At 35.3% G+C, this 23,625-nt stretch carries 19 protein-coding genes; 7 read left to right on the top strand and 12 right to left on the bottom strand.

Annotated elements, in window-relative coordinates; genetic code table 11:
• Positions 1–18 precede the first annotated feature (18 nt).
• Both GJV51_06540 and GJV51_06535 read left to right on the top strand, forming a co-directional pair.
• Entirely contained in the window at positions 19–1,689 is a 1,671-nt protein-coding gene (locus GJV51_06540; protein ID QGM25651.1) for an alpha,alpha-phosphotrehalase, read from the top strand.
• A gap of 31 nt (positions 1,690–1,720) precedes the next feature.
• The gene (locus GJV51_06535) at positions 1,721–2,899 is read left to right on the top strand and encodes an MFS transporter (GenBank protein ID QGM25650.1); all 1,179 of its coding nucleotides are present in this window, start codon (positions 1,721–1,723) and stop codon (positions 2,897–2,899) included.
• A 71-nt stretch (positions 2,900–2,970) separates the two neighbouring features.
• Here the strand turns inward: GJV51_06535 and GJV51_06530 are convergent, their stop codons facing one another.
• A complete protein-coding gene (locus GJV51_06530; GenBank protein ID QGM25649.1) occupies positions 2,971–5,610 on the bottom strand; it encodes an HAD-IC family P-type ATPase in 2,640 nt (879 codons plus the stop codon).
• Positions 5,611–6,120: 510 nt separating this feature from the next.
• Between GJV51_06530 and GJV51_06525 the strand changes: the two genes are divergently transcribed.
• Positions 6,121–6,498, top strand: a complete 378-nt coding sequence (locus GJV51_06525; GenBank protein ID QGM26111.1) for a PH domain-containing protein — start codon at positions 6,121–6,123, stop codon at positions 6,496–6,498.
• A 324-nt stretch (positions 6,499–6,822) separates the two neighbouring features.
• On the opposite strand, the gene GJV51_06520 is transcribed toward GJV51_06525, so the two are convergent.
• The 4 genes from GJV51_06520 to GJV51_06505 all read right to left on the bottom strand — a co-directional run bounded on the left by GJV51_06520 (position 6,823) and on the right by GJV51_06505 (position 10,803).
• Positions 6,823–7,254, bottom strand: coding sequence for a universal stress protein (locus GJV51_06520; protein QGM25648.1), 432 nt, complete (start codon positions 7,252–7,254; stop codon positions 6,823–6,825).
• A gap of 362 nt (positions 7,255–7,616) precedes the next feature.
• Positions 7,617–8,312, bottom strand: coding sequence for an ATP-binding cassette domain-containing protein (locus tag GJV51_06515; protein ID QGM25647.1), 696 nt, complete (start codon positions 8,310–8,312; stop codon positions 7,617–7,619).
• Positions 8,313–8,316: 4 nt separating this feature from the next.
• On the bottom strand, positions 8,317–9,363 hold the full coding sequence (locus GJV51_06510) for an FtsX-like permease family protein (protein ID QGM25646.1): 1,047 nt from the start codon (positions 9,361–9,363) through the stop codon (positions 8,317–8,319).
• A gap of 27 nt (positions 9,364–9,390) precedes the next feature.
• On the bottom strand, positions 9,391–10,803 hold the full coding sequence (locus tag GJV51_06505; GenBank protein QGM25645.1) for a deoxyribodipyrimidine photo-lyase: 1,413 nt from the start codon (positions 10,801–10,803) through the stop codon (positions 9,391–9,393).
• A gap of 230 nt (positions 10,804–11,033) precedes the next feature.
• Between GJV51_06505 and add the strand changes: the two genes are divergently transcribed.
• On the top strand, positions 11,034–12,065 hold the full coding sequence (gene add / locus GJV51_06500; GenBank protein ID QGM25644.1) for an adenosine deaminase: 1,032 nt from the start codon (positions 11,034–11,036) through the stop codon (positions 12,063–12,065).
• A 44-nt stretch (positions 12,066–12,109) separates the two neighbouring features.
• Here add and GJV51_06495 read toward each other — a convergent pair whose 3' ends face one another.
• Positions 12,110–13,810 (bottom strand): hypothetical protein, encoded by a 1,701-nt coding sequence (locus GJV51_06495; protein ID QGM25643.1) that lies wholly within the window; start codon positions 13,808–13,810, stop codon positions 12,110–12,112.
• Between the two features lie 184 nt (positions 13,811–13,994).
• Between GJV51_06495 and GJV51_06490 the strand changes: the two genes are divergently transcribed.
• Positions 13,995–15,668 carry a hypothetical protein gene (locus GJV51_06490; GenBank protein QGM25642.1) on the top strand — a complete coding sequence of 558 codons (1,674 nt, stop codon included), beginning with the start codon at positions 13,995–13,997 and terminating at the stop codon, positions 15,666–15,668.
• Positions 15,669–15,730: 62 nt separating this feature from the next.
• On the opposite strand, the gene GJV51_06485 is transcribed toward GJV51_06490, so the two are convergent.
• From GJV51_06485 to GJV51_06465, 5 genes are all read right to left on the bottom strand, one after another.
• Positions 15,731–17,062 (bottom strand): NAD(P)/FAD-dependent oxidoreductase, encoded by a 1,332-nt coding sequence (locus GJV51_06485; GenBank protein QGM25641.1) that lies wholly within the window; start codon positions 17,060–17,062, stop codon positions 15,731–15,733.
• A 92-nt stretch (positions 17,063–17,154) separates the two neighbouring features.
• Positions 17,155–17,955 (bottom strand): metal ABC transporter permease, encoded by an 801-nt coding sequence (locus GJV51_06480; GenBank protein ID QGM25640.1) that lies wholly within the window; start codon positions 17,953–17,955, stop codon positions 17,155–17,157.
• Positions 17,948–18,634 carry an ATP-binding cassette domain-containing protein gene (locus GJV51_06475; GenBank protein QGM25639.1) on the bottom strand — a complete coding sequence of 229 codons (687 nt, stop codon included), beginning with the start codon at positions 18,632–18,634 and terminating at the stop codon, positions 17,948–17,950. Before GJV51_06475 ends, GJV51_06480 begins: the two co-directional genes overlap by 8 nt.
• A gap of 7 nt (positions 18,635–18,641) precedes the next feature.
• A complete protein-coding gene (locus GJV51_06470; protein QGM26110.1) occupies positions 18,642–19,532 on the bottom strand; it encodes a metal ABC transporter substrate-binding protein in 891 nt (296 codons plus the stop codon).
• A gap of 233 nt (positions 19,533–19,765) precedes the next feature.
• A complete protein-coding gene (locus GJV51_06465; protein QGM25638.1) occupies positions 19,766–20,215 on the bottom strand; it encodes a transcriptional repressor in 450 nt (149 codons plus the stop codon).
• Between the two features lie 256 nt (positions 20,216–20,471).
• On the opposite strand from GJV51_06465, the gene kdsA reads away from it, so the two are divergent.
• The gene (gene kdsA / locus GJV51_06460; protein ID QGM25637.1) at positions 20,472–21,323 is read left to right on the top strand and encodes a 3-deoxy-8-phosphooctulonate synthase; all 852 of its coding nucleotides are present in this window, start codon (positions 20,472–20,474) and stop codon (positions 21,321–21,323) included.
• Positions 21,301–22,263: a KpsF/GutQ family sugar-phosphate isomerase gene (locus GJV51_06455; GenBank protein QGM25636.1), complete on the top strand. Its 963-nt coding sequence runs from the start codon at positions 21,301–21,303 to the stop codon at positions 22,261–22,263. Before kdsA ends, GJV51_06455 begins: the two co-directional genes overlap by 23 nt.
• 58 nt (positions 22,264–22,321) lie before the next feature.
• Here GJV51_06455 and GJV51_06450 read toward each other — a convergent pair whose 3' ends face one another.
• Positions 22,322–23,605, bottom strand: coding sequence for a chloride channel protein (locus GJV51_06450; protein ID QGM25635.1), 1,284 nt, complete (start codon positions 23,603–23,605; stop codon positions 22,322–22,324).
• Positions 23,606–23,625 lie beyond the last annotated feature (20 nt).

The following is a 23,625-nucleotide window of genomic DNA, read 5'->3' as shown; positions in this document are numbered from 1 at the left end:
AAAGAGGAGAATCAAACAATGACAAAACAGTGGTTTAAGGACTCGGTAGTATATCAGATATATCCGATGAGTTTTCAAGATAGTAATAACGATGGTATTGGCGATCTTGCTGGTATTACACAACGATTACAGTATATTCATAACTTGGGTGCTAATGTAATCTGGTTAAATCCTATTTATGTTTCTCCAAATAAAGATAATGGATATGACATTGCTGACTATCGTAATATCAACCCAGATTATGGTACAATGCAAGATTTTGAAGATTTACTTCAACAAGCACATCAACTAGATCTTAAAATCATGATGGACTTGGTTGTTAATCATACGTCGGATCAACATGCTTGGTTTAAAGAGAGTCGCAAAGGCCAATCAAATGAATACGCCGATTATTATATTTGGCGAGACCCAGTAGACGGACATGAACCAAATAATTGGCTTGCAGCATTTGGCGGCTCTGCTTGGACATATGTTCCTGAACGAAAGCAATACTATCTGCATATGTTTGCCGAAGAGCAACCCGATCTTAATTGGGAAAATCCGGAAGTTCGCGAAGCCGTATTCGATATTGAACGTTTTTGGTTGGATAAAGGTGTTGATGGATTCCGAATGGATGTAATCAATTTAATTTCTAAACCTGAAGGTTTGCCTGACGTCACAGGGCCAGTAACTTCTGGAACAACCATGGACTTTGTAGCAGATGGACACCGGCTTAATGAATTTTTACGCCAAATGAACGACGAAGTATTATCCCAATATGACACAATTACTGTTGGTGAAATGCCTGGCACAACTCCTGAAGATGCGATTAAGTACACTGGATTAGATAGCCATGAATTGAACATGGTCTTCCAATTTGAACATGTTTCGCTTAGTGGCAATCCAGACGTTAGACTTGGCAAATGGAATGACGAACCTATTAAACTAGTAGAGTTAAAAAAGTCCCTAAATCGTTGGCAACTTGACTTAGATGGCAAAGGATGGAACAGCCTCTATTGGAATAATCACGACCAGCCACGTGCCGTTTCTCGATTTGGAAATGATCAACCTGAATTCAGAGTATTATCTGCTAAAATGTTAGCAACCACCTTGCATATGTTGCAAGGTACACCTTATGTTTATCAAGGTGAAGAATTAGGCATGACTAACGGTCATTTTGAAAGTTTGGAACAATATGAAGATATTGAATCGATCAACTTTTATAATGAATTCGTTGATAAGCAAAAGATTGTTGACAGCACAACCATGCTAAAGTATTTAGCTAATGTGTCGCGTGATAATGCGAGAACTCCTATGCAATGGAATGACCAACAAAATGCCGGATTTTCAAAGGTGACACCTTGGTATGCACCAAACAAAAATTACACAACCATTAATGCCGAAAATGCTTTATCTGATAACGACTCCGTTTACTATCATTACCAGAAATTAATACAACTTCGTCGTGATTCAGAGATTGTTAGATACGGAACGTTTGAAGCAATTGATCCTGAAGACAACCAGGTATACGCATACCTTCGTCATTATCAAGATCAGTCTATCCTTGTGTTGAGTAACTTCACTGATAAAGTAGTCACTCGTGACTATGAACAGACGAAATCGGCAGAATTGTTAATCAATAACTATTCAGATGATCAAGGAACAACCTTACGTCCATATGAAAGCAAAGTTTATCTTTTAACAAAATAATTAAGTTTTCTGACAAAAAGAAGGTGCTATTTTGAATCAAAAAAATCCTCATTCTAAAATTTTTGTTTTAGCTGTTTTATCAGTATCTGTCATGATTACAACAGGTACAGCCATTTCCTCTGCATTGCCTGAAATGGCGAAAAGTTTTCCAGATATTTCTGTATCACAAATTGATATGATTGCTACCATACAGCAGTTTTCAGTTATGACAACATTGCTTCTCTCTGGTATCATTTCGAAAAAGCTTGGTATTAAAAAAACCATTACAATTGGATTGATTTTAACAGGCGTAGCTGGTGTATTTCCATTTTTCTCACATAGCTTCATTTTGATTTTAATTTCAAGGTTAATTGTTGGCTGTGGTATTGGTTTGTTTAACTCACTTGCCATCACCATTATTGATTTATTTTACGAAGATCCCGCACGTTCTCAAATGCTTGGTTTTCGTTCTGCTACTGAACAAATAGGTGTTTCAATTTTAAATGTTGTCGTGGGTGTACTTGTGTTAATTAACTGGCACGCATCATTTTTAATCTATCTTTTAGCTTTCCCACTACTCGCCTTCTTCTTAAAAGTAGTGCCCGAACCACCTGTTCCACAAGGTAACGACAATAGGAAACAACGTATTAACTTACCGGTTATTATTATGACGGTGTTGCTAGCATTTATGGTTGCCTGTTCAACAGCAGTTATTATTCAAATTCCAAATATCATCGTCACTGATTTTTCAAAATCAAGTGCTGTTTCAAGCTTGATTATTTCGGCTAATACATTGATGGGTATGGTCATGGGCATACTTTTCGGACGTATCTATAGCTTTGTTAAAAAATTCATTTTACCATTGGGCATTTTATTTATGGCACTTGGTTCATTAATCATGGTTAGTGTTAACAGTGTTTTTGGTGTTACACTTGGTGCTATCGTTTGTGGTATGTCATATCCACTTGTAGGATCTTATATCTTCTCGCTGGTCAGTGTCATAGCACCAAAAGGATCAGAAACATTGGCTAACTCAACGCTATTAATTGGTGCAAACCTTGGATCCTTCTCAACTCCCTTGTTCTTAAGTGAATTAGGAAAAATGAACTCATTAACGACACATGCCAGCCCATTCTTAACAGCATTCTGGTTATTGATTATTCTGACAATTATTGTATTAATTTACCAAACGCTATTGCAGAAAAAAGTACATCAAAATATTTTGAATTAAAGGTTATAAATAGATTTAAAATAAATAAAAAAGCTTTGTCTTTGGAACAAAGCTTTTTTATTTTTTATTTATCACACTTTAAATAATGTTGGGCGTATATACTTCAACAATTCAATAACAATTGTAGGTACTAAAGAGAGAACTATAATCACGAGCCAATGTCCTAATGAAAGTGCTGTTAAACCAAATAATGACTGTGTAAGAGGTATTAACGTAATCACCAAGGTAATTACTGTCGCTAAAATTGCCATGTTAACTAATGAAGGATTAGCACGATAACTAATAGCAAAAAGCGTCTTTTCCGAGCGAATATTGAACACATGGAATATAGAAGTCAATGACAGAAGGGTGAAAGCCATTGTTTGACCAATTTGTTCGTTAGGTTGCAAGCCACCAAAGACAACATTTTGTCCAACCCAGATAGCTGCCAAAGTGACAATTGCAAATAAAGCAGCATTTAAACCAATTTGACGACCTAACCCTTGTGCAAATAACCTAGTATTTTTAGGCATAGGTGGTTCGTTCATAACATTGGTTAACATTGGCTCACGGCTAATAGCAAATCCTGGCAAACCATCTGATACCAAGTTAATGAACAACAGATGCACAGGTAGCAATGGTGATCCCCATCCTAGCAACATAGCTATCAGGATCACTAACAACTCTGATATATTGGCACTTAATAAGAAATTAATTGTCTTTCGAACTTTAACATAAACACCACGTCCTTCAGAAATAGCATTAATAATCGTCGCAAAATTGTCATCAGTCAAAATGATATCCGAAGCTTCACGAGCAACATCTGTCCCTGTCTCACCCATCGAAATACCAACATCTGCTGCTTTTAATGCTGGGGCATCGTTGACACCATCTCCAGTCATCGCAATCGTTGCATCTTGCCTTTGCCATGATTTAATAATTCTAATTTTATCAGTTGGTGTCACACGGGCGTATACACTATACTTTTGCACATTAGCATCGAGCTCTTTGTCTGATAGTTTAGCTAATTCTGAACCTGTAATTGTTTGATCTCCAGTACGTAAAATACCAATTTCACGTGCAATTGCACTAGCTGTTTCAACGTGATCCCCAGTGATCATAATTGTTCTAACACCTGCAAGACGTGCCTTTTCAACTGCTGGTGCTGATTCTGGGCGTGGCGGATCGATAATACCAACTAACCCGACTAATGTCAAATCTTGTTCATAAAACTCTTGTGTTGGCGCTTCCGGCATAACATCAAATGTTCTTTTAGCTATTGTCAAAACACGTAATGCCTGTTCACCGAAAGTTCTGTTAACATTTTCAGCTTTATCGTGATTTCCGTGTTTAATCATTGGTAGCAAAACATCAAATGCGCCCTTGGTAATCGCAATGTAACCACCTTCTGGTTGCTTGTGGACAGTGGTCATTCTTTTTTTCGTTGAATTAAACGGTATCTGTTCCACTAACGGATACTTTTCTAACAATTCTTCGCGAGATTCTTCTTCTTCAATAGCTCTTACTAACGCGACTTCTGTTGGTAGCCCATCATAATCAGTCTGCCCAGCAACAGTTTTAACTGAGACATTGGTTGATATGGCCGCCAAAGACAATACTTCCTTAGTAGCATCATCCAATCCATTTGAAATATCGGCTAAATGATCCTGTTCATCTTGCCAAACTTTTCGAACAGTCATCTTATTTTGTGTCAATGTACCCGTTTTATCGGAAGCAATGACATTTGTTGTACCCAAAGTTTCTACTGCTGGCAACCGTCTAATAATTGCATGTTTTTGTGCGATTCGTTGAACACCCAGTGCCAGTGTCATTGTCACAATTACTGCTAATGTTTCTGGAACAACCGCGACAGCTAACGAAATAGCTGTCAAAAAAATGTGCTTCAAATCCATACCTTGGTAAATACCTAGCCCAAGCACAACTACCGCAGCACCTATAGCAACCCAAGAAATATTTTTTCCTAATTGAACTAGACGTCTCTGCAATGGTGTTAGTGGAATTTTTGACTCGTTACTCAGTAGACTTGCAATTTTACCCATTTCAGTCTGCATACCAACGGCCGTCACGATTGCTCGTCCATGACCGTTAACAATTGTTGTCCCACGATACACCATCGTAATTCGTTCTCCAAGACCAACTTCATCATTTGGTTTAAACGTGGCATCTGCATTTTTTTCAACCGGCAAACTTTCTCCTGTTAAAGCAGATTCTTCAGCTTGAAGTTCAATAGCCTCAATTAGACGAGCATCAGCGGCAATTGCGCTACCATTTTCGACAACTAATACATCCCCAAACACAACATCGTCCGCGTCAATCTGTTCTATCTGTCCGTCACGTAAAACTTTAACTTTTGTTCGATTAAGATTTTGCAGGGCCGCTAGTGAATCCTCAGCCTTTCCTTCCTGAACAATTGCTAAGACCGAATTAATAACGACAATACCAATAATTAAGAGACTTTCAAAATAGTTTCCTGTGTCTTCTAAATATGTAGCAACAAATGAAATAACCGCAGCGATTAGCAAAATGATTGTAGCAACATCATTTAGGCTGATTAAGATTTTTTTCAACAATGAAACTTTTTTTTCGGCTACAAAAACATTGGCACCATGTTTTTCACGATTTTTAGCAACTTGCTCAGTATCTAAGCCTGTCCCCATATCAACTTGATGTGATGAAATTGTTTCTTTAACACCTTTTCGGAATGCTTCCATTTAGTGTCCTCCTTTTTGTTTACTGCCTATGAAATTAATCAGATGCTCTACTACTCATTTGATTAATTATTGCATCTTATAGATAAAAATGAAGCATTACCAACTTAAATCAGACATTATATATCTCTAATTAACGAGGTTACGCTCTTCACTGCCAAAGTTTATATTCCCATAATATATGAAAATATGATAAAAGAGAAATAAATATGACTATTTTTATCTAATTATTATGATACTTCTATTGTAACATAACTGAATAAACGCTTTATTATAGGTGAATAAAAAAGAATAAACAATGAGAAACGTTTATCATTTTCATTCTATTCAAGATATTAATAACCGCGAAACAACTTAGGTACTTTTGTTTTCTGACTGACAAAACAAAAATATGTATAATTGTACTTTGTTATCTTTTAATATTTTATGCAGTTCTTTTGCTTTTTATTTTTCTATTGATAGAATAAAAGTAATAGATAACTTTTCAAATACGGATGGATGAAAGGACTAGATATGGGTTTATTAAACGGATTAATGGGTAATGCTTCAAGTGTTCCTGTCGCAAGTGTCCAAAAAGAAATTGCACCCCTTTTGATTGAATCAGAAATAGTCGAAGATGCTTTCCGGCTTGTACGTGATCTGGTTATTTTTACAAATAAAAGACTTATTTTAAGTGATATTCAAGGTTTTACAGGCAAAAAGGTTGCGTATAAATCTATTGCCTACCGTTCTATTTCGAAATTCTCTACCGAAACTAGTGGTCACTTTGATCTCGATGGAGAAGTAAAAATTTGGATATCCGGACAAACTGAACCATCGGAGAACATACAATTTAAAAAGGGACAAGCATTGACAGATGTACAAAAATTACTAGCTCAAAAAGTTTTATAGTAAACATTGATATAGCCGCGTTGAAAACCATTCAGCTTTATGTACCGAAGTATAATCGATACTTTTATTGGATATACCCATCAACATAAATTTATAATAAAAAATATTAATAAGCGAGATAAAATATGACCTTTTTTTTAAATTACATCGTGTCACACATCAGATATATTTATATCCTTATTTATGCGCTGCTTACAGTAATACTAGCTATTATGGGTGTCTATTTATTCTGGATGCATCATCATAAATAGTTGAATTTCCGCCAGTTTAATCATCAAAAAAACACCTAATTTTTATGATTAGATGTTTTTTTATAAAATAAACTTATTTTACAAGTAACACATTTGTATCTGCCCGTTCAGATACATAGCGTGCAGTAGAACCAATAAACATTCGCGTCAAGACTGTTGTACCTGTTTTTCCCATTACAATCAAATCTGGATTATATTTTTCTATGACCTCGTTAACCAAAATAAAACGAGCATCTCCTTTAAACATATGTGTGTCAAATGATACACCGGCAGGCTCAACAACAGATGCTGCTTTGGAAAGATTATCTGATGCTAACTTCGTTAGGCTATCTGTCATCGAGGCATAAAAAATCTGGCTACCATCATGATAGGCAACAGTAGAATATTGAATGATACTGACAATTTCTATCTTTGCATTAAATTTTTTTGCTAACTGAGTGCTGTACTCCACAGCTCTCATAGCTGCCTCACTACCATCAGTCGCAACAACAATTGTATTAATCATGAGCGTTTCCTTTCCAATAAACATAAGCTGTTAAATCTCACCACTACCTTAAGCGTAAGAATACTCTAAACAATAAAAAACAACTCACTCTCTAACAATATTTTCCAAGGATTTACTTGGTCAAATAGTTATTATTCTGCTTAAACTAGTCAATTAACATCATGCACGTAGCATTCACTTAACTTCATAATATAAACAACGAGCAAGTTGTCTTATGGATTAGCCGAAATCCATTGATACCACTTACGTGAAATAAATCTAGCAATTGCATTTCTACAGGACTTCTTCTAATCTATAGTTAAATTATACAATATCATCATCATTATTGCAAGCGCTTACAGATTATCTAGTATGCCTCTTTTTTACTGCATCTCACTAAGTGTATTGTTATCAATTTCGGTCATCTTGCCATCAATAATTTGATAAACCTTATCGACATCTTCCTTCAAACGTAAGTCATGTGTCACCACAATAATTGTTTTGTCATTCTTATGAGCCAATTCACGTAATAGCGACATCACTTCTTTAGACCGAGCCGTATCCAATGAAGCGGTTGGCTCATCAGCTAAAATATATTCCGGATCAGCATACAAAGCCCGTGCAATAGCAACACGCTGTCTTTGACCACCAGATAGTTCGTTAGGGTACTTGGCTCCTAAATCTTCGATAGCTAGTGTTTTTAAAACAACACGAAATTCTTCATGAGATAAATGTTGTTCTTTCACTTTATCTACTAGTTCATATTGTTCATTAACCGTTAAGTAAGGCACTAGATTATATGACTGCAAAATAAATCCTACCGTATTTAATCGGAGATCCGATTGCTCTTTTTTTGATAGCTCGCCTATTATTTCACCATTAATTTTCACCATACCCGATGTTGGAGACTGTAATCCACCAGCAATTGTTAAAAAGGTCGTCTTCCCAGAACCTGACGGACCAACAACTAATATTAATTGCTGGGCATCAGCACTGAAATTAATATTATCTAACGCCAAAAATTCACTGGTTCCGGTGCCATATTTTTTACTAACGTTTTCAAACTTTAAACGTGACATCTTATTAACCTCCTATCATTTCAAATGGGTCGACTTTAATTATTTGTCTAATTGGTAATAAAGAACCAAGTAGTGACATAATTAAAATACCAAGACTTGTGGCGACCACTTGTGTGGTTGAAATGGCTATAGGTACCTCACTAGGGAGAACGTACGAAGTTATAATTGTAAAAATAATAGCTAATCCGATACCTACTACTGCCATCAAGAACGTTTGTGTGAGCGTATTTAATACCAGATACTTAGTAGAAATCCCCTGTGCTTTCATAACACCAAAATTGGGTAATTTTTGAATTGTCAAAATGTATAAAAAGATGGAAATAACAATCAAAACAATCACAAAAAGAAAACCAATCATAAATCTAAAAGTTAACTGTTGGGCTTGATAACCAGGTAACTTTTCAATAAAACTATTTATCGTGTATAATTTGCTATTTTTAAAATCTGTATTTCCTGTAATCTTTTTGTTAAAAACGAAAGCGTTAACGGGTGCCTGATTAATTTTATTTAGAGTTTTAAAAGACGTATAAATAACCGGAGCCACATTCAGGGAGGCGTTCGAAGTAAATCCAACAATCTTCAATTTCTCGTTGCTATTAGCTATCGTAATCGCATCCCCAATTTTGAAACCTGATTTTTTCAATTCATCAGATACAGTCGCTGTATTATCTTCACTAAAACGCTTCCCAGATACGATATTTATATTTTTATAGATAAATCCATCATTTTGGATTGCTAAAATTTGTGCGTTAGTTTTATCAGCATGGCTGTTCTTGACCAAGGTGCTATACTGACTAATTGGCGTCCCTTGTCCACTAACCTTCTTTTGGTCATCACTATCCAGAAATGATTGCGTCAGCCGTCCTTCAGCATCTTTATCTAGCAGTATTTTTGATGCCTGCCATTGCGTAATCGCCGACTTATTCAAATCAGATAGTCCTGTAGCAAGACCGTTTAGAATAAAAACTAAATAGCTAATAAAAAGTATCAACGTAACAATTAATCCATAACGTAATTTTTCATGCTTGATTTCTCTTAATGCCAAAAACATACTATACCTCCTTGTCTCTCTAGTTGTTTAATTAACATCTTTACTGCTCTCATAAATACTAATTGCGCGTTTCCTTGCGTATGAATGATCTACAATCGGAAAAGGATAGTTCTGACCCATTCTAACATTAAATCGTATCTGTTCTGATTCCGAGAGTTTTCCTGGTTCATGAATCATTTTGTTATCCACATTCTTTAGTTCTGGTACATATTTTTTAATGAATAATCCATTTGAATCAAATTTTTTCGATTGTAAAGTAGGATTAAATATTCGAAAATAAGGAACACTATCTGTACCCGTAGAAGCAGCCCACTGCCAACCGCCAATATTACTTGCTGCATCATAATCTAACAATTTACTGTGAAAATATGCCTCTCCCCACCGCCAATCGATGAGTAAATCTTTAGTCAAAAATGAAGCGACAATCATTCTTAAACGATTATGCATCCATCCAGTCTCATTTAATTGCCGCATAGCAGCGTCTACAATTGGAAATCCAGTTTGGCCTGTTCGCCAAGCTTCAAATTGCTGTTCATCATTTATCCAATCAACATGTTGAAAATCTTTATTAATCGATTCAACGTTTTGATTTGGGTACATTACATAAATCATATTATAGAAATCACGCCAACAAAGCTCTTTCATAAACGTGATTTTACCATCACTATTAGGAGACTGCTCAATTGCTTGCCAAACTGTTCGAATTGATATTTCTCCAGTCCGTAAATATCTTGATAAATGGCTTGTACCGTCATTTGCCGGAAAATCTCTTTCTTCATCATACCGATCTAAATTTTCGTTAATGAATTGCTTGAGTACCTTTTTAGCCGTCTCACTGCCTAAGTCTTTTTTTATAAAGGAAATACGATGATCAATAAATGTTTCCAGTAATGGCTCATTTTCTGGAAAAAGTAATTGGGCATTTTTAACTCGTTTATCAATCACATAGCCTACCGGTGCTGGTTTTTCTGCATGTATCCACTTTTTAAAGTAAGGAGTAAATACTTTGTACCCTTCCCCAGAATCTTTTTTTACTTCGGTGGCACCGTGTAGATTATAATCAATATAAGGATGTGCTTTAACTTTTAACTTATTCTCGAAAAAAGCTACAATTTTTTGATCTCTGTTTCTCCCAAAACCTCTTTCATCAAAATTAAAAAAAATGTCATGCCAATCTGGTAACTTTTGTTTTAGAGAGGCAAAACAATCATTAATATCACCATACATTATGTTTAAGGTAATGCCTTGTGTTTTGAGTGTGTTTTTAAAATGCAAGACGCTCGCAAAAAAAGCACTTTGATTCACGGTGTTCTTTTTTGTTACTTGTTCCGGATTAATATGAAACACACAAAAAATTTCATTATTATGTCGCAATGCATTAAATAATGCAATATTATCCTCTAATCGAAGATCTCTGCGAAACCATATAACAGATACCATTGTATCCCCCTACTTCTTTTTATTGCCATGGTTAACTATGACAAAGCACCATAATAGTTGCCTATAGTGCATTGTATCAAATTAACAAATAATAAACTATCAAAGTGTTTAATGACAATAAACGAACAATATAAAATAAACAAAACAATGAATACGTTTTTATCATAAATATTCAATTAAGATAGTATGATAAAATAAAATACATTGATAAAAAACGAATAATACAGCAAATGGAGCACAAAACATTGACAACTAGAATTACCAAAGAATTCACAAAAAAATTACCAAAATGTGAGTTACATGTACATATTGAAGGAACTATTGAACCAGAACTAAGGCTTAAGTTAGCCCAACGTAATCATATCACGCTACCTGAAACAACCGTCACAGATATACGAAAATCTTATCAATTTAACGATTTAGCGTCTTTTTTGGCTGTTTACTATCCAGGAATGTCAGTTTTAATAACGGAAGAAGATTTCTATGATTTGGCTTTTGACTATTTACAAAGAGCCGCTGACAATAACGTTCGTCATGTCGAAATTTTCTTTGACCCTCAAGCGCATACAACGCGAGGTGTTGCCTTTAAAACAATCATTACTGGCCTTCATAGAGCCATTTTAGATGCACGCGCTTTAAATATCGATGCTGCACTGATTATGTGCTTCTTGCGTGACTTACCAAAAGAGTCCGCTCGTCAAACACTTCTCGAAGCACTCCCTTACAGAGATAAGTTTATTGGTGTTGGACTTGATTCTGATGAACATAACAATCCGCCTTTAAAGTTTGCTCGTCAGTTTGAAGATGCGGCAGCCTATGGCCTGCACCTCACCACCCATTGTGATATTGACCAAAAAGATTCCATTGAACATATTCGTCAAGCACTTGAAATCATGGAAGTCGAGCGGCTTGACCATGGTACTAATATTGTCGAAGACCCAGACTTAGTCAACTTAGTTATTAAAAAAGGGATTGGCTTGACATCTTGCCCACTCTCAAATTCCTTTGTTACACCAGACATGAAAGGTAAAGAATTGATTGCCTTGTTAAACCAAGGCGTTAAAATTTCTATTCATTCTGATGATCCAGCTTATTTTGGTGGATATATTAGTGACAATTACTATAAAATGGCTACCGCGTTCAATTTAAGTAAGGAACAACTAATTCAGTTAGCTCGTAATTCTTTTGAATCAGCTTGGATTAGTACTGAACAGAAAAAGTTATATTTACAAGAGTTAGAACAATACGCTGCCGAAAATTAAGAAAAGCCTATTCCTTTAAAGGGAATAGGCTTTTTAGTTCATCCTCAGCCGTTCAAAGATTTGAACTTGTAATTTATATAAAATACAATCAACCAACTTATAAAATTAAATATGAGTATCGCATCTAGGATCCAATCCTTACGATAATAAACAATTAACTCATTATGACCTTTTCTTTGTTTGACGATTGGCGTTCCTATCCGGCTAAGCTTGACATTTGTGTCTAACATTTTTTGATTTAATCGCAAAATAGTATTTGTATACTTTATAATCGGCACCTGAATATTTTTAACGCTGCTACCGTCCCACGTGACTACCAACTTATTGCCTTTAACAGACTTGTGAAAGTATTTTTGTTTACTAATCACTTGATGATGATAAAGTGAATATTTATTTTTACACTGAACTTTTTGGACAGGTAAATAGTCTGGAGTAGACTTTACCACGTATTGTAAAGCCTGTGCTTTATTTTTTATGAAGAAGGACCTTTTGATGTCACTAGCGTTTTCAGATGTAAAATGTGTGTGGACAGAAGAATTTAAAAAGAATTCGGTTTGCTGCCACACATTCAAAGCACTGTTAGTTGAAACACCTGTTTGAAACAACGACAATAACAATAATCCATAACTGATAAGTCCAAAATTGACCGACCTAGTATGCCATTTTTCTAGAAGCAAACCAACTGCTAAGAGCAATAACACTGTGAAAGGCACAAAAAAACGAAATGGAAATTGAATCATTTCAATTAATTGATTATGGGAATCATTCAATAACTTCCATGGAAATAGATCTGTGCATAAAATAAATAAAAATCCGCAAGTAACCGCTGTTACTTTTAATAATTGTGACTCTTTTTTCCAATGCTTGCAAACCATCCATAGTGCAAACAGAACAATAATCATCAAGACAGGCGGATAAAATAACCAGTAACTACTACCTTTAAAAATCGTTGTTTTTGCCATCCATTTATTGACAAATGGTTGAGCAATGTTATTTTCACTGTAAATAGCTATAAAGCTATAGAGCACATTTAATACTAGAGAGCCAAAGATAACAATAGCTAGCCCTAGCTGTTTCAAAAGCTTAACCTTGGTGTGCTTATTATTAGCAAAAAAAGCTGTTAAGAAAAAACATGCATACACAATCACAAGTAAAAATGCTGATAACATATGGATTTGACACATAACACCGATACATATAGCTGTTTGAATTGGGTGAAGTGTTTTTTTCTCCATTAAGTCGATTAGCGGTATAAGACAAACTGGAAATAACGCTGCTCCCCAACTGGAAAATCCTTGTCGCATTGTCCAATACTGTACGGAGTATGTTGTCATGTACAAGATACCCAATGGGATTCTATAGACAAGTTGTACGCCAGCCTTTTTTAAAAGAAAGTACAGAGACAATCCAGAAAGAAAATACAAAATACCATTTGAAATTACCTGATAACCAAACCAAGACGGACTAATTAATACAATCAGCCCTTGAATATAGGCCATAAATGGTCCATATAAAGCATTGACAATTCGACCTGAAGATTGAAATCCATACATGGAAATAAAATATTGAAAGTTCCCATGTTTTATCTGCATAGCTGTATCATAAAAGCGATTAAAATGGAAAATAGCATCAGACCCGACAATCATTGCATGATTTAAGAAGAATGGTATTAAAAGCAGCATTGACGACAGTAATAGAATGGTAATTGGCCATAGTTTTTTAACCTGCTGTAAAATTGTTGACATGACTTCCCCTATTTGTGTATGACATAACTAAGATTAGATGCCAGAAAAATACTATCGTTGTAACATAAAATGAATATTAATTTTAGACATATTTATACATAATGACATTTTATTCTTTTTATAGTTGCTATTTGACGCTGTTTTTATTATGGTAGGTATAACATCGAACTAAAAAGGATCTATCATGTCACGACGTCATTCCTCAGTATGGTTGCATCACTTCATTATTTTTGTCATTATTTGTATATTATCATTCTTATCAACGTTACCCGCTTTTACCAACAATACATTCAAATTGAGCTACGATGGTAATATTCACTTGGCACGCTACGACGCTATCACACAAGCACTTAGCCATGTGTCTCTCCCCCCTCTTGTAAACTTTATTGGACTCAACCATACTGGTCTTGCTATGAACGGTATGTATCCATGGATAACAAGCATTATTTTTATAATCCCCAAATTATTGTTTAATAATCCGATAGTTGCATTGATGGTTGGATTTATCATTTTAAACTTTTTAACAATTTTCAATGTTTTCCTACTAGCTAAGTTTATAACACATAAAAGATGGATTCAAATACTTGGCGTAACAATATACCAATTTAGTTCTTATCATATGGCTGTACTTTATTCCCGTAATGCGCTTGGAGAAGCATTGGCTTATGCTTTTTTACCCTTAGTACTGTTAGGATGTCTCAAAATATGGCATAATTCATCGAAAGGATGGCTATACTTAGGCTTTGGTATGGGCGCCATCGCCAATAGTCATATTCTTTCTCTAATTATTGTAACAACCATGATTGTTATTTTCTGTTTTACCAGAATTTTTCGACATCAATTAACACAAAAAGAAGTCACCGATTATACAAAAGCAACTATTTTAGCCATTTTATCGTCTTTTTATACACTTACTAACATTGCGTCGCTATTATTTACGAATTTGTTAATGAGCCCGACACCAAAATTAGTACCGCTAAATGCAACAAAATACTGGCAAGCTTTGCTTGATAATAGTATCATTGAACGTTCGGTTAGCTTTAACATGGGACCAATTAATACCTTCTTTTTGTTTTTCCTTATGGTTATGTTATTTACAAATAAGTCCGGTTTATGGCGCCATTGGACAATTGCAACAATTATCGTCTTTTTTAGCACTTTTGACTGGTTACCTTGGCAAAACCTTACTGGCACACCTATCAATATGATTCAATTTTTGGGGAGATTATTGTTCATTTCTTCCCTATTGCTAGCTATTAGTGTTATGTATTATTTTGACCAGTATCCTTTAAAACACAAAGACATTAATTTTGTGGTTACCATAGCTTTGATTGCAATTAGTTTAAATGCAGTACACACTTATCACAACATAGCTACAAAGGATGGTTACCGGTTTTGGCTAACTAAAACTAACTATGACCAAACGATTAAAAATAGCGCAATAGGAATTGATTATTTACCTGCAAACAATAAACATCAACTACAATCTAGAATAACTGCTTTACAAAATACAAGCATCCCTTCCCTGAAAATACAATCACAATCTTATAATAGTGCTGATTATATCGTCACTACAGCAAAGGAAGGATACTACTCTCTACCAATTGCTGTATACTCAGGTATTCATTACAATGTTACGTTAAATCACAAAAAAGTAAAACTTGCGGACAGCCACGCACTTAAATTAAAAATCCCGAAAGGTTCTAACCACTTAAAGATTACGGCTACAGTAAATGACAGTAATTATTTTACGATGCTGATTAGTCTGTTGACAATTTCATACAGTATCTGGCAACTAACATTTGCAAATACCAGACGTCTGGCAAAAACAAATAAAAAACACCAAAATGATAAATAATATCTTTTCGGTGTTTTTATTTTATAATCACAGTACTTTGAAAGGTTTAAATTGCTACTAGCTTATAATAAATCCCAAGTAGAAGCACTGATTGAAGGGAACAAGTGAACTAGTCGAGACATTTCTTCTTTATTAAATTTAAATTCAATGGCTGGTAACAATGTGTTAATAACATTTTCTGCTTGCTCACTAACTTCTGTTGCACCAAGCAATCGATGTTCATCATCAAAAATTAAAGTGTTTTCACTAATTGTTTCTTTATTCACTTTACGATACCAATCATCAACCAAATCATTCTCTTCAATTTGATAATTGTTTTGTTTTGCCTCATCAACAGTTACACCAATTTTAGCAATTCTAGGAGATGTAAATACAACTGATGGAATTACAGGATATATGATAGGTTCTCTGCTTTGGCCAGAAAAACGCTTAAACAAATAAGTTGATTCAAAAATTGCTGTTGGTGTCAATTTAGGCTGTACTTTATCAATAACATCCCCTGATGCGTATATGTTATCAATATTAGTTTGCAAATACTCGTTAACGACCACACCTTTTTCGTTGTAGTTCACGCCAATCTCTGCTAATCCCAGACCATCGGTATTGGGGATGCGACCAGTCGCATCTAACACCCATTCAACTGATAGTGATTGATTATCGCCGTAATTGACGATAACTTGATCACCGGATTTTTCAAAACTTGAAATCTTAGCATTTTTAACAAACTTTACACCACGTTTCTTAAGGTCATCAATCACTTTGTTGACATATGGCTGATAAAATTCTTTAAGCGCTTTTTCTCCGTGCATCAACACTGTAACGTCAGAACCTGCAGCATTGGCAATTGTTGCAAATTCCATACTAATGTAGCCAGATCCTATAATAACAATCTTGTTGGGTAATTCAGTTAAATCCATAAACTCACGGCTATCGTGGGCCAACTCACTACCAGGAATATCAATCCTATGTGGACGTAAGCCAGTCGAAATGACAATTTTATCAGCTGTTTTTGGCTGCCCGTCTACTAGAATCGTGTGATTATCTTGAAAGATGCCCGTTCCTTGAATAATATCAATCCCTGAACGCTTGATAAGTCCACTAATCATCCCTGGCAAATCATCAATCACTTCTTGTTTGTGCGCAACACTCTCTTTCCAGTTGATTTTTAAGTTACCCGCAACGACACCTGAGAAACGCTCTGATTCACGAAGTAAAGTAACTGGCGCATCAAGTGTAATTTTAGCATTACAACCGTAGTTTGGACATGTACCACCAATCAAATCTTTTTCGATAATACCGACTTTGACCCCTGATTGAGCAAGTGGAACTGCCCCATCAAACGTACCGTGGCCACTGCCCAAATACAAAACATCATAATCGTACTGCTGTGTCATAGAATTTCCTCCAATTTATTGCTCTTCCTACGTATTCATGGCAATTATAGTTCAGGCAAATGCTTATGGCAAACAATACACTCGCTCAATGATTAACGATGTGACTTATTGATTTTATAATACAACAATGATAAACAATAAATAGCTCCCTCAATAATGGTGATAAAGAAGCTAACAGGCCAATTAGTAATATAGCTCAAATATAGGCCCGTCCAGGTGCCAAACAGTGCAAACACAAAAGAAAGCAATATCATATGATGAACAGATCTAGCAATATATTTGGCAGAGGATGCAGGAACCGTTAACAAAGAAAATATCAATAATGATCCAACAATTTGCGCGGTCACACTAACAGTACATGCTACTAGTATTAAAAATAGTAAAGAAATCCAAACGGTACCTTTAGCATTCCAATCAGAACCGATTGTATCAAATGATACATACTTGAGCTTGCGATACATTAGTAGCGTAATCAATAAAATAACAATAATTAACACTAACAGCTCATATAGGTTTTCTTGGCTAATACCAACAATACTACCAAATAAAATATTAGTGGCATAACTAGACTGCTTATTCGACAGTGACAAAAATAAAACACCTAATCCAATGAATATAGCTGAAAAAACACTAATAGAAGATTCCCGTTGACTCAGGCGATTGCCTGATAGAGAGACAAATATTGAACTTAGTATTGTAAATAATAGCATGCCACTAATGGGTGATATTCCGGCGAAAATAGCAAAACTAGCACCTGAAAAACTAATTTCAGATAACGTATGAACATAAAAAGATGTTTTACGTGCCACAACGAAAACACCAATTACTGCACAAATAATTGATATAAAAAAGCTTGCAATGAACGCATACTGCATGAATGGGTAATTAAACATGTGTACCTCTTTCTTCAGAAGAACGCAATTTATTCATCTCACCGCGGTAATTACTAATGTGCAGTTCATAGTCACCAAACAAATTAACCAACTCCGGATCATGTGTAATGAAAATAACAGCTAACTGTTCCTGCACAATAACTTTTTTAACTAGTTTCAAAAGATCAATTCGTGACTCATAATCCAAATTAGAAGTACTTTCATCTAAAATCAGTATCTTAGGCTTTCCCATTAATGCTTGTGCTAAATAAGCACGTTGCTTTTCACCACCCGAAACACGACCTAATGCACGATTCTTAATACTATTTAAATTCGTGACTGAAATAATTTTTTCTAACCGTTTCTTTTCTGAGATAGTCAACCAAGGTGTAAGAGCACGCGTTAAGTTCAAAACGACAAAATTCTTTACACTAAGTGGATATTCTGCATCAATATCTCTAAACTGTGGTACTAATTGAATATCTTCAAAGTTAATATGCAGGTTAATTTCTGACTGATAACCTTTATTGTCTCTTGCAGCCTTTAGTAAATAATTAATTAAAGTTGTTTTGCCAACTCCGTTGTCTCCGGTGATGCATAATAGTGTCCCTGAATAAACTGAAAAAGAAAGTTCGCGAATTAACACACTTCCTGGCACTTCGACAGTTAACTTTTTAACTTCTAAAATTTTTTCAATCATACGTTGGCTACTGTTCTGATTTTTGAATTTTTTCTAACTGCTTATACTGACTCAACATCCATTGTTTGTAGTTTTTATTCTTAGGCATGGTTTCAGTAACATTTAGCACGGGTACATCATGTTTTTTTGCTAACTTTACCAATTGTCCAACTGTTTTGTCAGTTGCTTGGGTGTTTTGAACAAAGAAACTGATTTTTTTACTTTTAATATCATCTTGCATTGTTTTAATATCTTTGGGTGATGGGTCTGTACCATCTTCAACAGACTTTGAAAAATGTGTATTATTTTTAGAATACCCAAGTTCTTCCAAAGCGTAATCGAATACCGGTTCACTTACATCAACAGACTTATTATTTGAATTCTTTTTTAGCGACTCTATTTTTGTTTGAACAGGTTTCAAGCTGGCAATATATTTTTTAGCATTCGCTTTAAACTCAGCCTCATGTTTAGGATCTATTTTTGAAAACCTATCAGCTAAATAGTTTGCGAGTCTAGGGATAGTTTGACTTTGATACCATAGGTGTGGATTATCACCATTTTTCTTACCTAAAACATCTTCACCAACTCGAACAGATTGAACATCTGAATTTTTTGCTAGTTTAGTCATCCAAGAGTCATAACCAATACCGTTGTACACGACTAAATCAGCCTTGGAAACTGCTGCAGCAATTTTAGCGCTTGGTTCATAATCATGTGGATCAACATTGGGATTTGTAATGACTGATTTAACCGTACCATACTGACCGAGTACTTTTTCAGCTACTTCACCGTAAAAATCAACTGAGGAAACTACCTGAATATTGCTTGTATCAGCCCTCACTGTAACATTACCAACAACAAATACGAAGAGCGCTAAAATAGCGCCAATCAAACTACTAAAAAAATATTTTTGTTTCATCATTTTTTCTACTTTCTCATCCATTCTAGAATTTGTGTAAAGATAAAAGCTTTATTTAAGTTTGAAACATATGAACTTCCTTCTCTCTGTTTAGTGGTAAAAATATTTCCTTTTCATTATAGTAACCATTACTATTAAAGTCAACAAAAAGTAATGATTACTTTAAAAGAAAAAAGGAGCAGCTATATCTTTACAATATAACTGCTCCTTTTCATATATGAGATAACTGAATGTTATGCTGTTTTATTACTTTGTTGACACCGGTCACACAGACCAAACAATTCTAATTTTATGTTTAATACTAAAAACTCTTTCATTGATTCTTTTAGTGCGGGAGACATACTTGAATCTATTTTTATCACTCGATGACAATTTTGGCAAAAAAAGTGTCCGTGTTGTGGCGAAACAAAGTCACATTGGAATTTGACATTCAGTTGACCATTTTCCGAACGTTGCTCAACGATTCCCAGCTCAGAGAATTCTTTGATATTGCGATAAGTTGTTGTATGGCTAACATTAGGATACAGTTCTTGCATAAAACTATCGACATCAGTCACTGAGACGTATTGCGATTCAAATTTTGATAAGTACTTGAGAAGATCTTTACGTTGTTTCGTTACACGAAATTCGCTTTTTTGTAAGATATCCAAACCGTTTTTGTATTGTGTCTCTTCATCTATCATAGTATTACACTTTCATTATTCATCAAATTTACTTAATCATTATTATCTCTCATATTGCTTTTTTAGTCTACTGCTTTGTTTTAAAACAGGAGTCACTTCCACTTGTTTCCTTCAAATTTAAAAAGTCATTTTTTATTACTTCTAAATTTAAAAATGCTACAATAAGTCTACAAAGCTTCTTCACTCAATACTTGGGGTTGTGGCATATACTGTGAGAATATATGCATACCCTTGTATCTATATAAGGAGATATTTTATGACAAAAATCAGTGAGGTTTTCCAAGAGTACAATTTTTCAGATAATCAATTAACGTTATTAGCTGGCCCATGCGCAATCGAATCCTATGAGACATGCGCTGAGGTTGCCGAAAAGTTAAAAAAGATTACTGATGAATTAGGTATTAATTTTGTTTTCAAATCATCATTCGATAAGGCCAATCGTAGTTCACTTGATTCCGACCGAGGTGCAGGAATGACTCACGGCCTTGAAATTTTAAAAAAAATAAAAAAGACTTATAATGTCCCTATTGTTACTGATGTTCATGAATCTTACCAATGTGAACCAGTCGCAGAAGTCGCTGATGTATTACAGATTCCCGCTTATCTTAGTCGGCAAACTGATCTCTTAGTTGCTGCTGCCAAAACCGGCCGTGTCGTTAATATTAAAAAAGCCCAATTCATGGCACCTGAAGATATTCAAAGTGCTGTGCATAAAGTAGAAGACATTAACAAACATATTTTAGTTACTGAACGTGGTAGTATGTTTGGTTATCATCAACTTGTAGTTGATATGACCAGCCTTATTCAAATGCGTGAGACTAATTTCCCTATCATTTATGATGCTACTCACTCTATCCAAATACCTAGTGGTTACGGTAACCATTCTGGTGGTAATAGAGAATATGCATTCCCGTTGATGCGCGCAGCCTTAACAATTGGTGTTGCGGGTATCTTTGCGGAAGTACACCCCAACCCACCAAAGGCTATTTCTGATCAGGATAGTCAATTATACCTTTCCAAAATACGTCCAATCTTAGAGGTAGCTAACGATCTTTTCCACCAAAATCTTAAGATGAAGGCGGTTTATGATCATGAAAGTTTATTATGAAAATGCAAAGAAAACATTTGATGCTGAAATCGAAGCATTGAATCGTGTCAAAAGCTCACTGGGTAAATCATTTGATGAGACGGTAGATAAAATTTTATCTACTAAAGGTCGCGTAATATTTATTGGCATTGGAAAATCTGGTATCATTGCTGACAAAATTGCTGCTTCATTTTCTTCAGTAGGTTTAGCAAGTTTCTATATTGATGCAGGAACAGCTTATCATGGTGATTTGGGACGTGTGTCAGCTGATGATGTTGTGCTATTCATATCTAATAGTGGTGAAACACAAGAAGTACTGCAAGCGCTGTCATCACTACAAAATATCTACAATCATGGCTTGGCAACTATAGCCATGACAGGTTCTGAAGATTCAACTCTCGCAAAAAATACAGATATTGTGCTCTCAATTGATATTGCCGAAGAGGCCGATATCACAAAATTAGCACCAACTAGTTCAACCACAGCAACACTTGTCATGGGAGATGCCTTACTAGTTGCCATCGAAACTGCCAAAGAGTTTAATCGTGAAAACTTCGCTATGTACCATCCCGGCGGCTCTATTGGAAAAATATTGCTTCAAAACGTTAAAAACTCAATGCATACTAAAATTCCCTATGTTCATGTCAATACTTCAATTAATGAGGTAATCTATCGCATCAGTGACTATGGTATTGGTATTACTTTGGTCAAAGATGAACAAGAAAATGTCATTGGTATTATCACTGATGGCGATATTCGAAAAAAGTTTCTCAATATCAGTAGGGTCAAAGGATCGACAGCAAAAGATTATATGACACAAGGTTTTATTAGCATTAGTGAAAATAAAAGAAATCGTGAAGCCTGGAGAAAAATGGCTAATTATAATATCTCCAACTTGGTTGTTCTGGATAATGATAAAAAAGTTGTCGGCGTGGTCACCATTCATGATGTACTAGAATAATATCACTTTTGCACCAAAAAGGCTGGAAAATCCAGCCTTTTTTTGATGTAAACATAAATCAGTTGAATTGATACAATATTTTTCGTGAGACAATAATTGATATTAAAACGCCTAGACCCAGTGGTAATAACATGACATAATTTAAATGGCAAATTTCAAATATCATAAATAAAGCCATTAGTGGCGCTTGTTGTGAAGCGGCAAGTAACGTACCAGCACCTAATATGGCAACTTCCCACATAGGGATACCTGGAACTAAGTATAATAAAAAACTACCAATCCATGCGCCAAGGACGGCCCCAATGGCAATTGATGGCGTCAGGGTCCCTCCAGCAGCACCAAATCGAATGGTCAATACTGTAACCAACATTTTTGTCGCAGCACCCAATAGCAATAAACTCACAGAAAGAAAACCTGCACTGTTGATAGCCAATTGTGCTAATGACCGGCCATTCCCCATCACTTCTGGAAATATTATGGAAATTAGTCCCGTGGTCAAGCCCATCATTGGCAATTGCCATAGAATGTTATTTTTGCGTGCTTGATTTTTTTCTGCCCACTGGCATAATTTTCGAAATAATGCGCCAGCAATACCACATAACGGTGCAATCACTAACACCGCCAACAGAGTGACCACTGATAATTTTGCATCCCCAACTAAGTAATACGGCTTAAAGCCTTTAGCAAGTGACCCGATAAGCATTGCGATTGTTGACATACTTAAGCTGACCGCAACTGTGCGTACTGTCATTTTTTTTAATAAAATTTCAGTACAGAAAAACATCCCGGTTATTGGCGCAATGTATATTCCTGCAAAACCAGCACCTGCGGCTGATGCAATAAGTAGTTTGCGATCATCACTAGATAGCTGAGGCAAGTTGAATTTTTCAAATATAACTGCTACTTTTTGCGCAAGCATAACACCAGCTTCTCGAGGAGCTAGCTCACGACCGACTGAACCACCGGTGCCTACATAAAATATTTGTGTCGTGACATGAAGAATGGTTTGCCAAACAGGCATCTTCTCTCCTGATAATGCTTTATTAATGCCTACCGTTGGTTTTGACTTTGTTCTTAAAAACCACCAAATGGCAGCAGCAATCACACTACCAATAAGTACTGAAAATAATCGACGGACAGGCATTGTTCCGGTTGGAGCTGGTTGCCAAGCAGTTTCTTCATAGCCCAAAAAGAATCGTTCCACATACTCTAGTAAAAGCCCTAAAAAAAGAGAGCTAAGACCGACGACGATGCCAATCAAAACTGTCCCACCAATTAAAACCATTAACTGACAATTACTCTGATTAGATTTAACGCTTTTTTTCTGCAATGTCTTTTTCATGACAAGCACTCACCCTATCT

This window comes from Leuconostoc mesenteroides subsp. mesenteroides (genome assembly GCA_009676745.1).
Lineage (GTDB): Bacteria > Bacillota > Bacilli > Lactobacillales > Lactobacillaceae > Leuconostoc > Leuconostoc koreense.
This window is presented reverse-complemented; position numbering and strand designations above follow the sequence as displayed.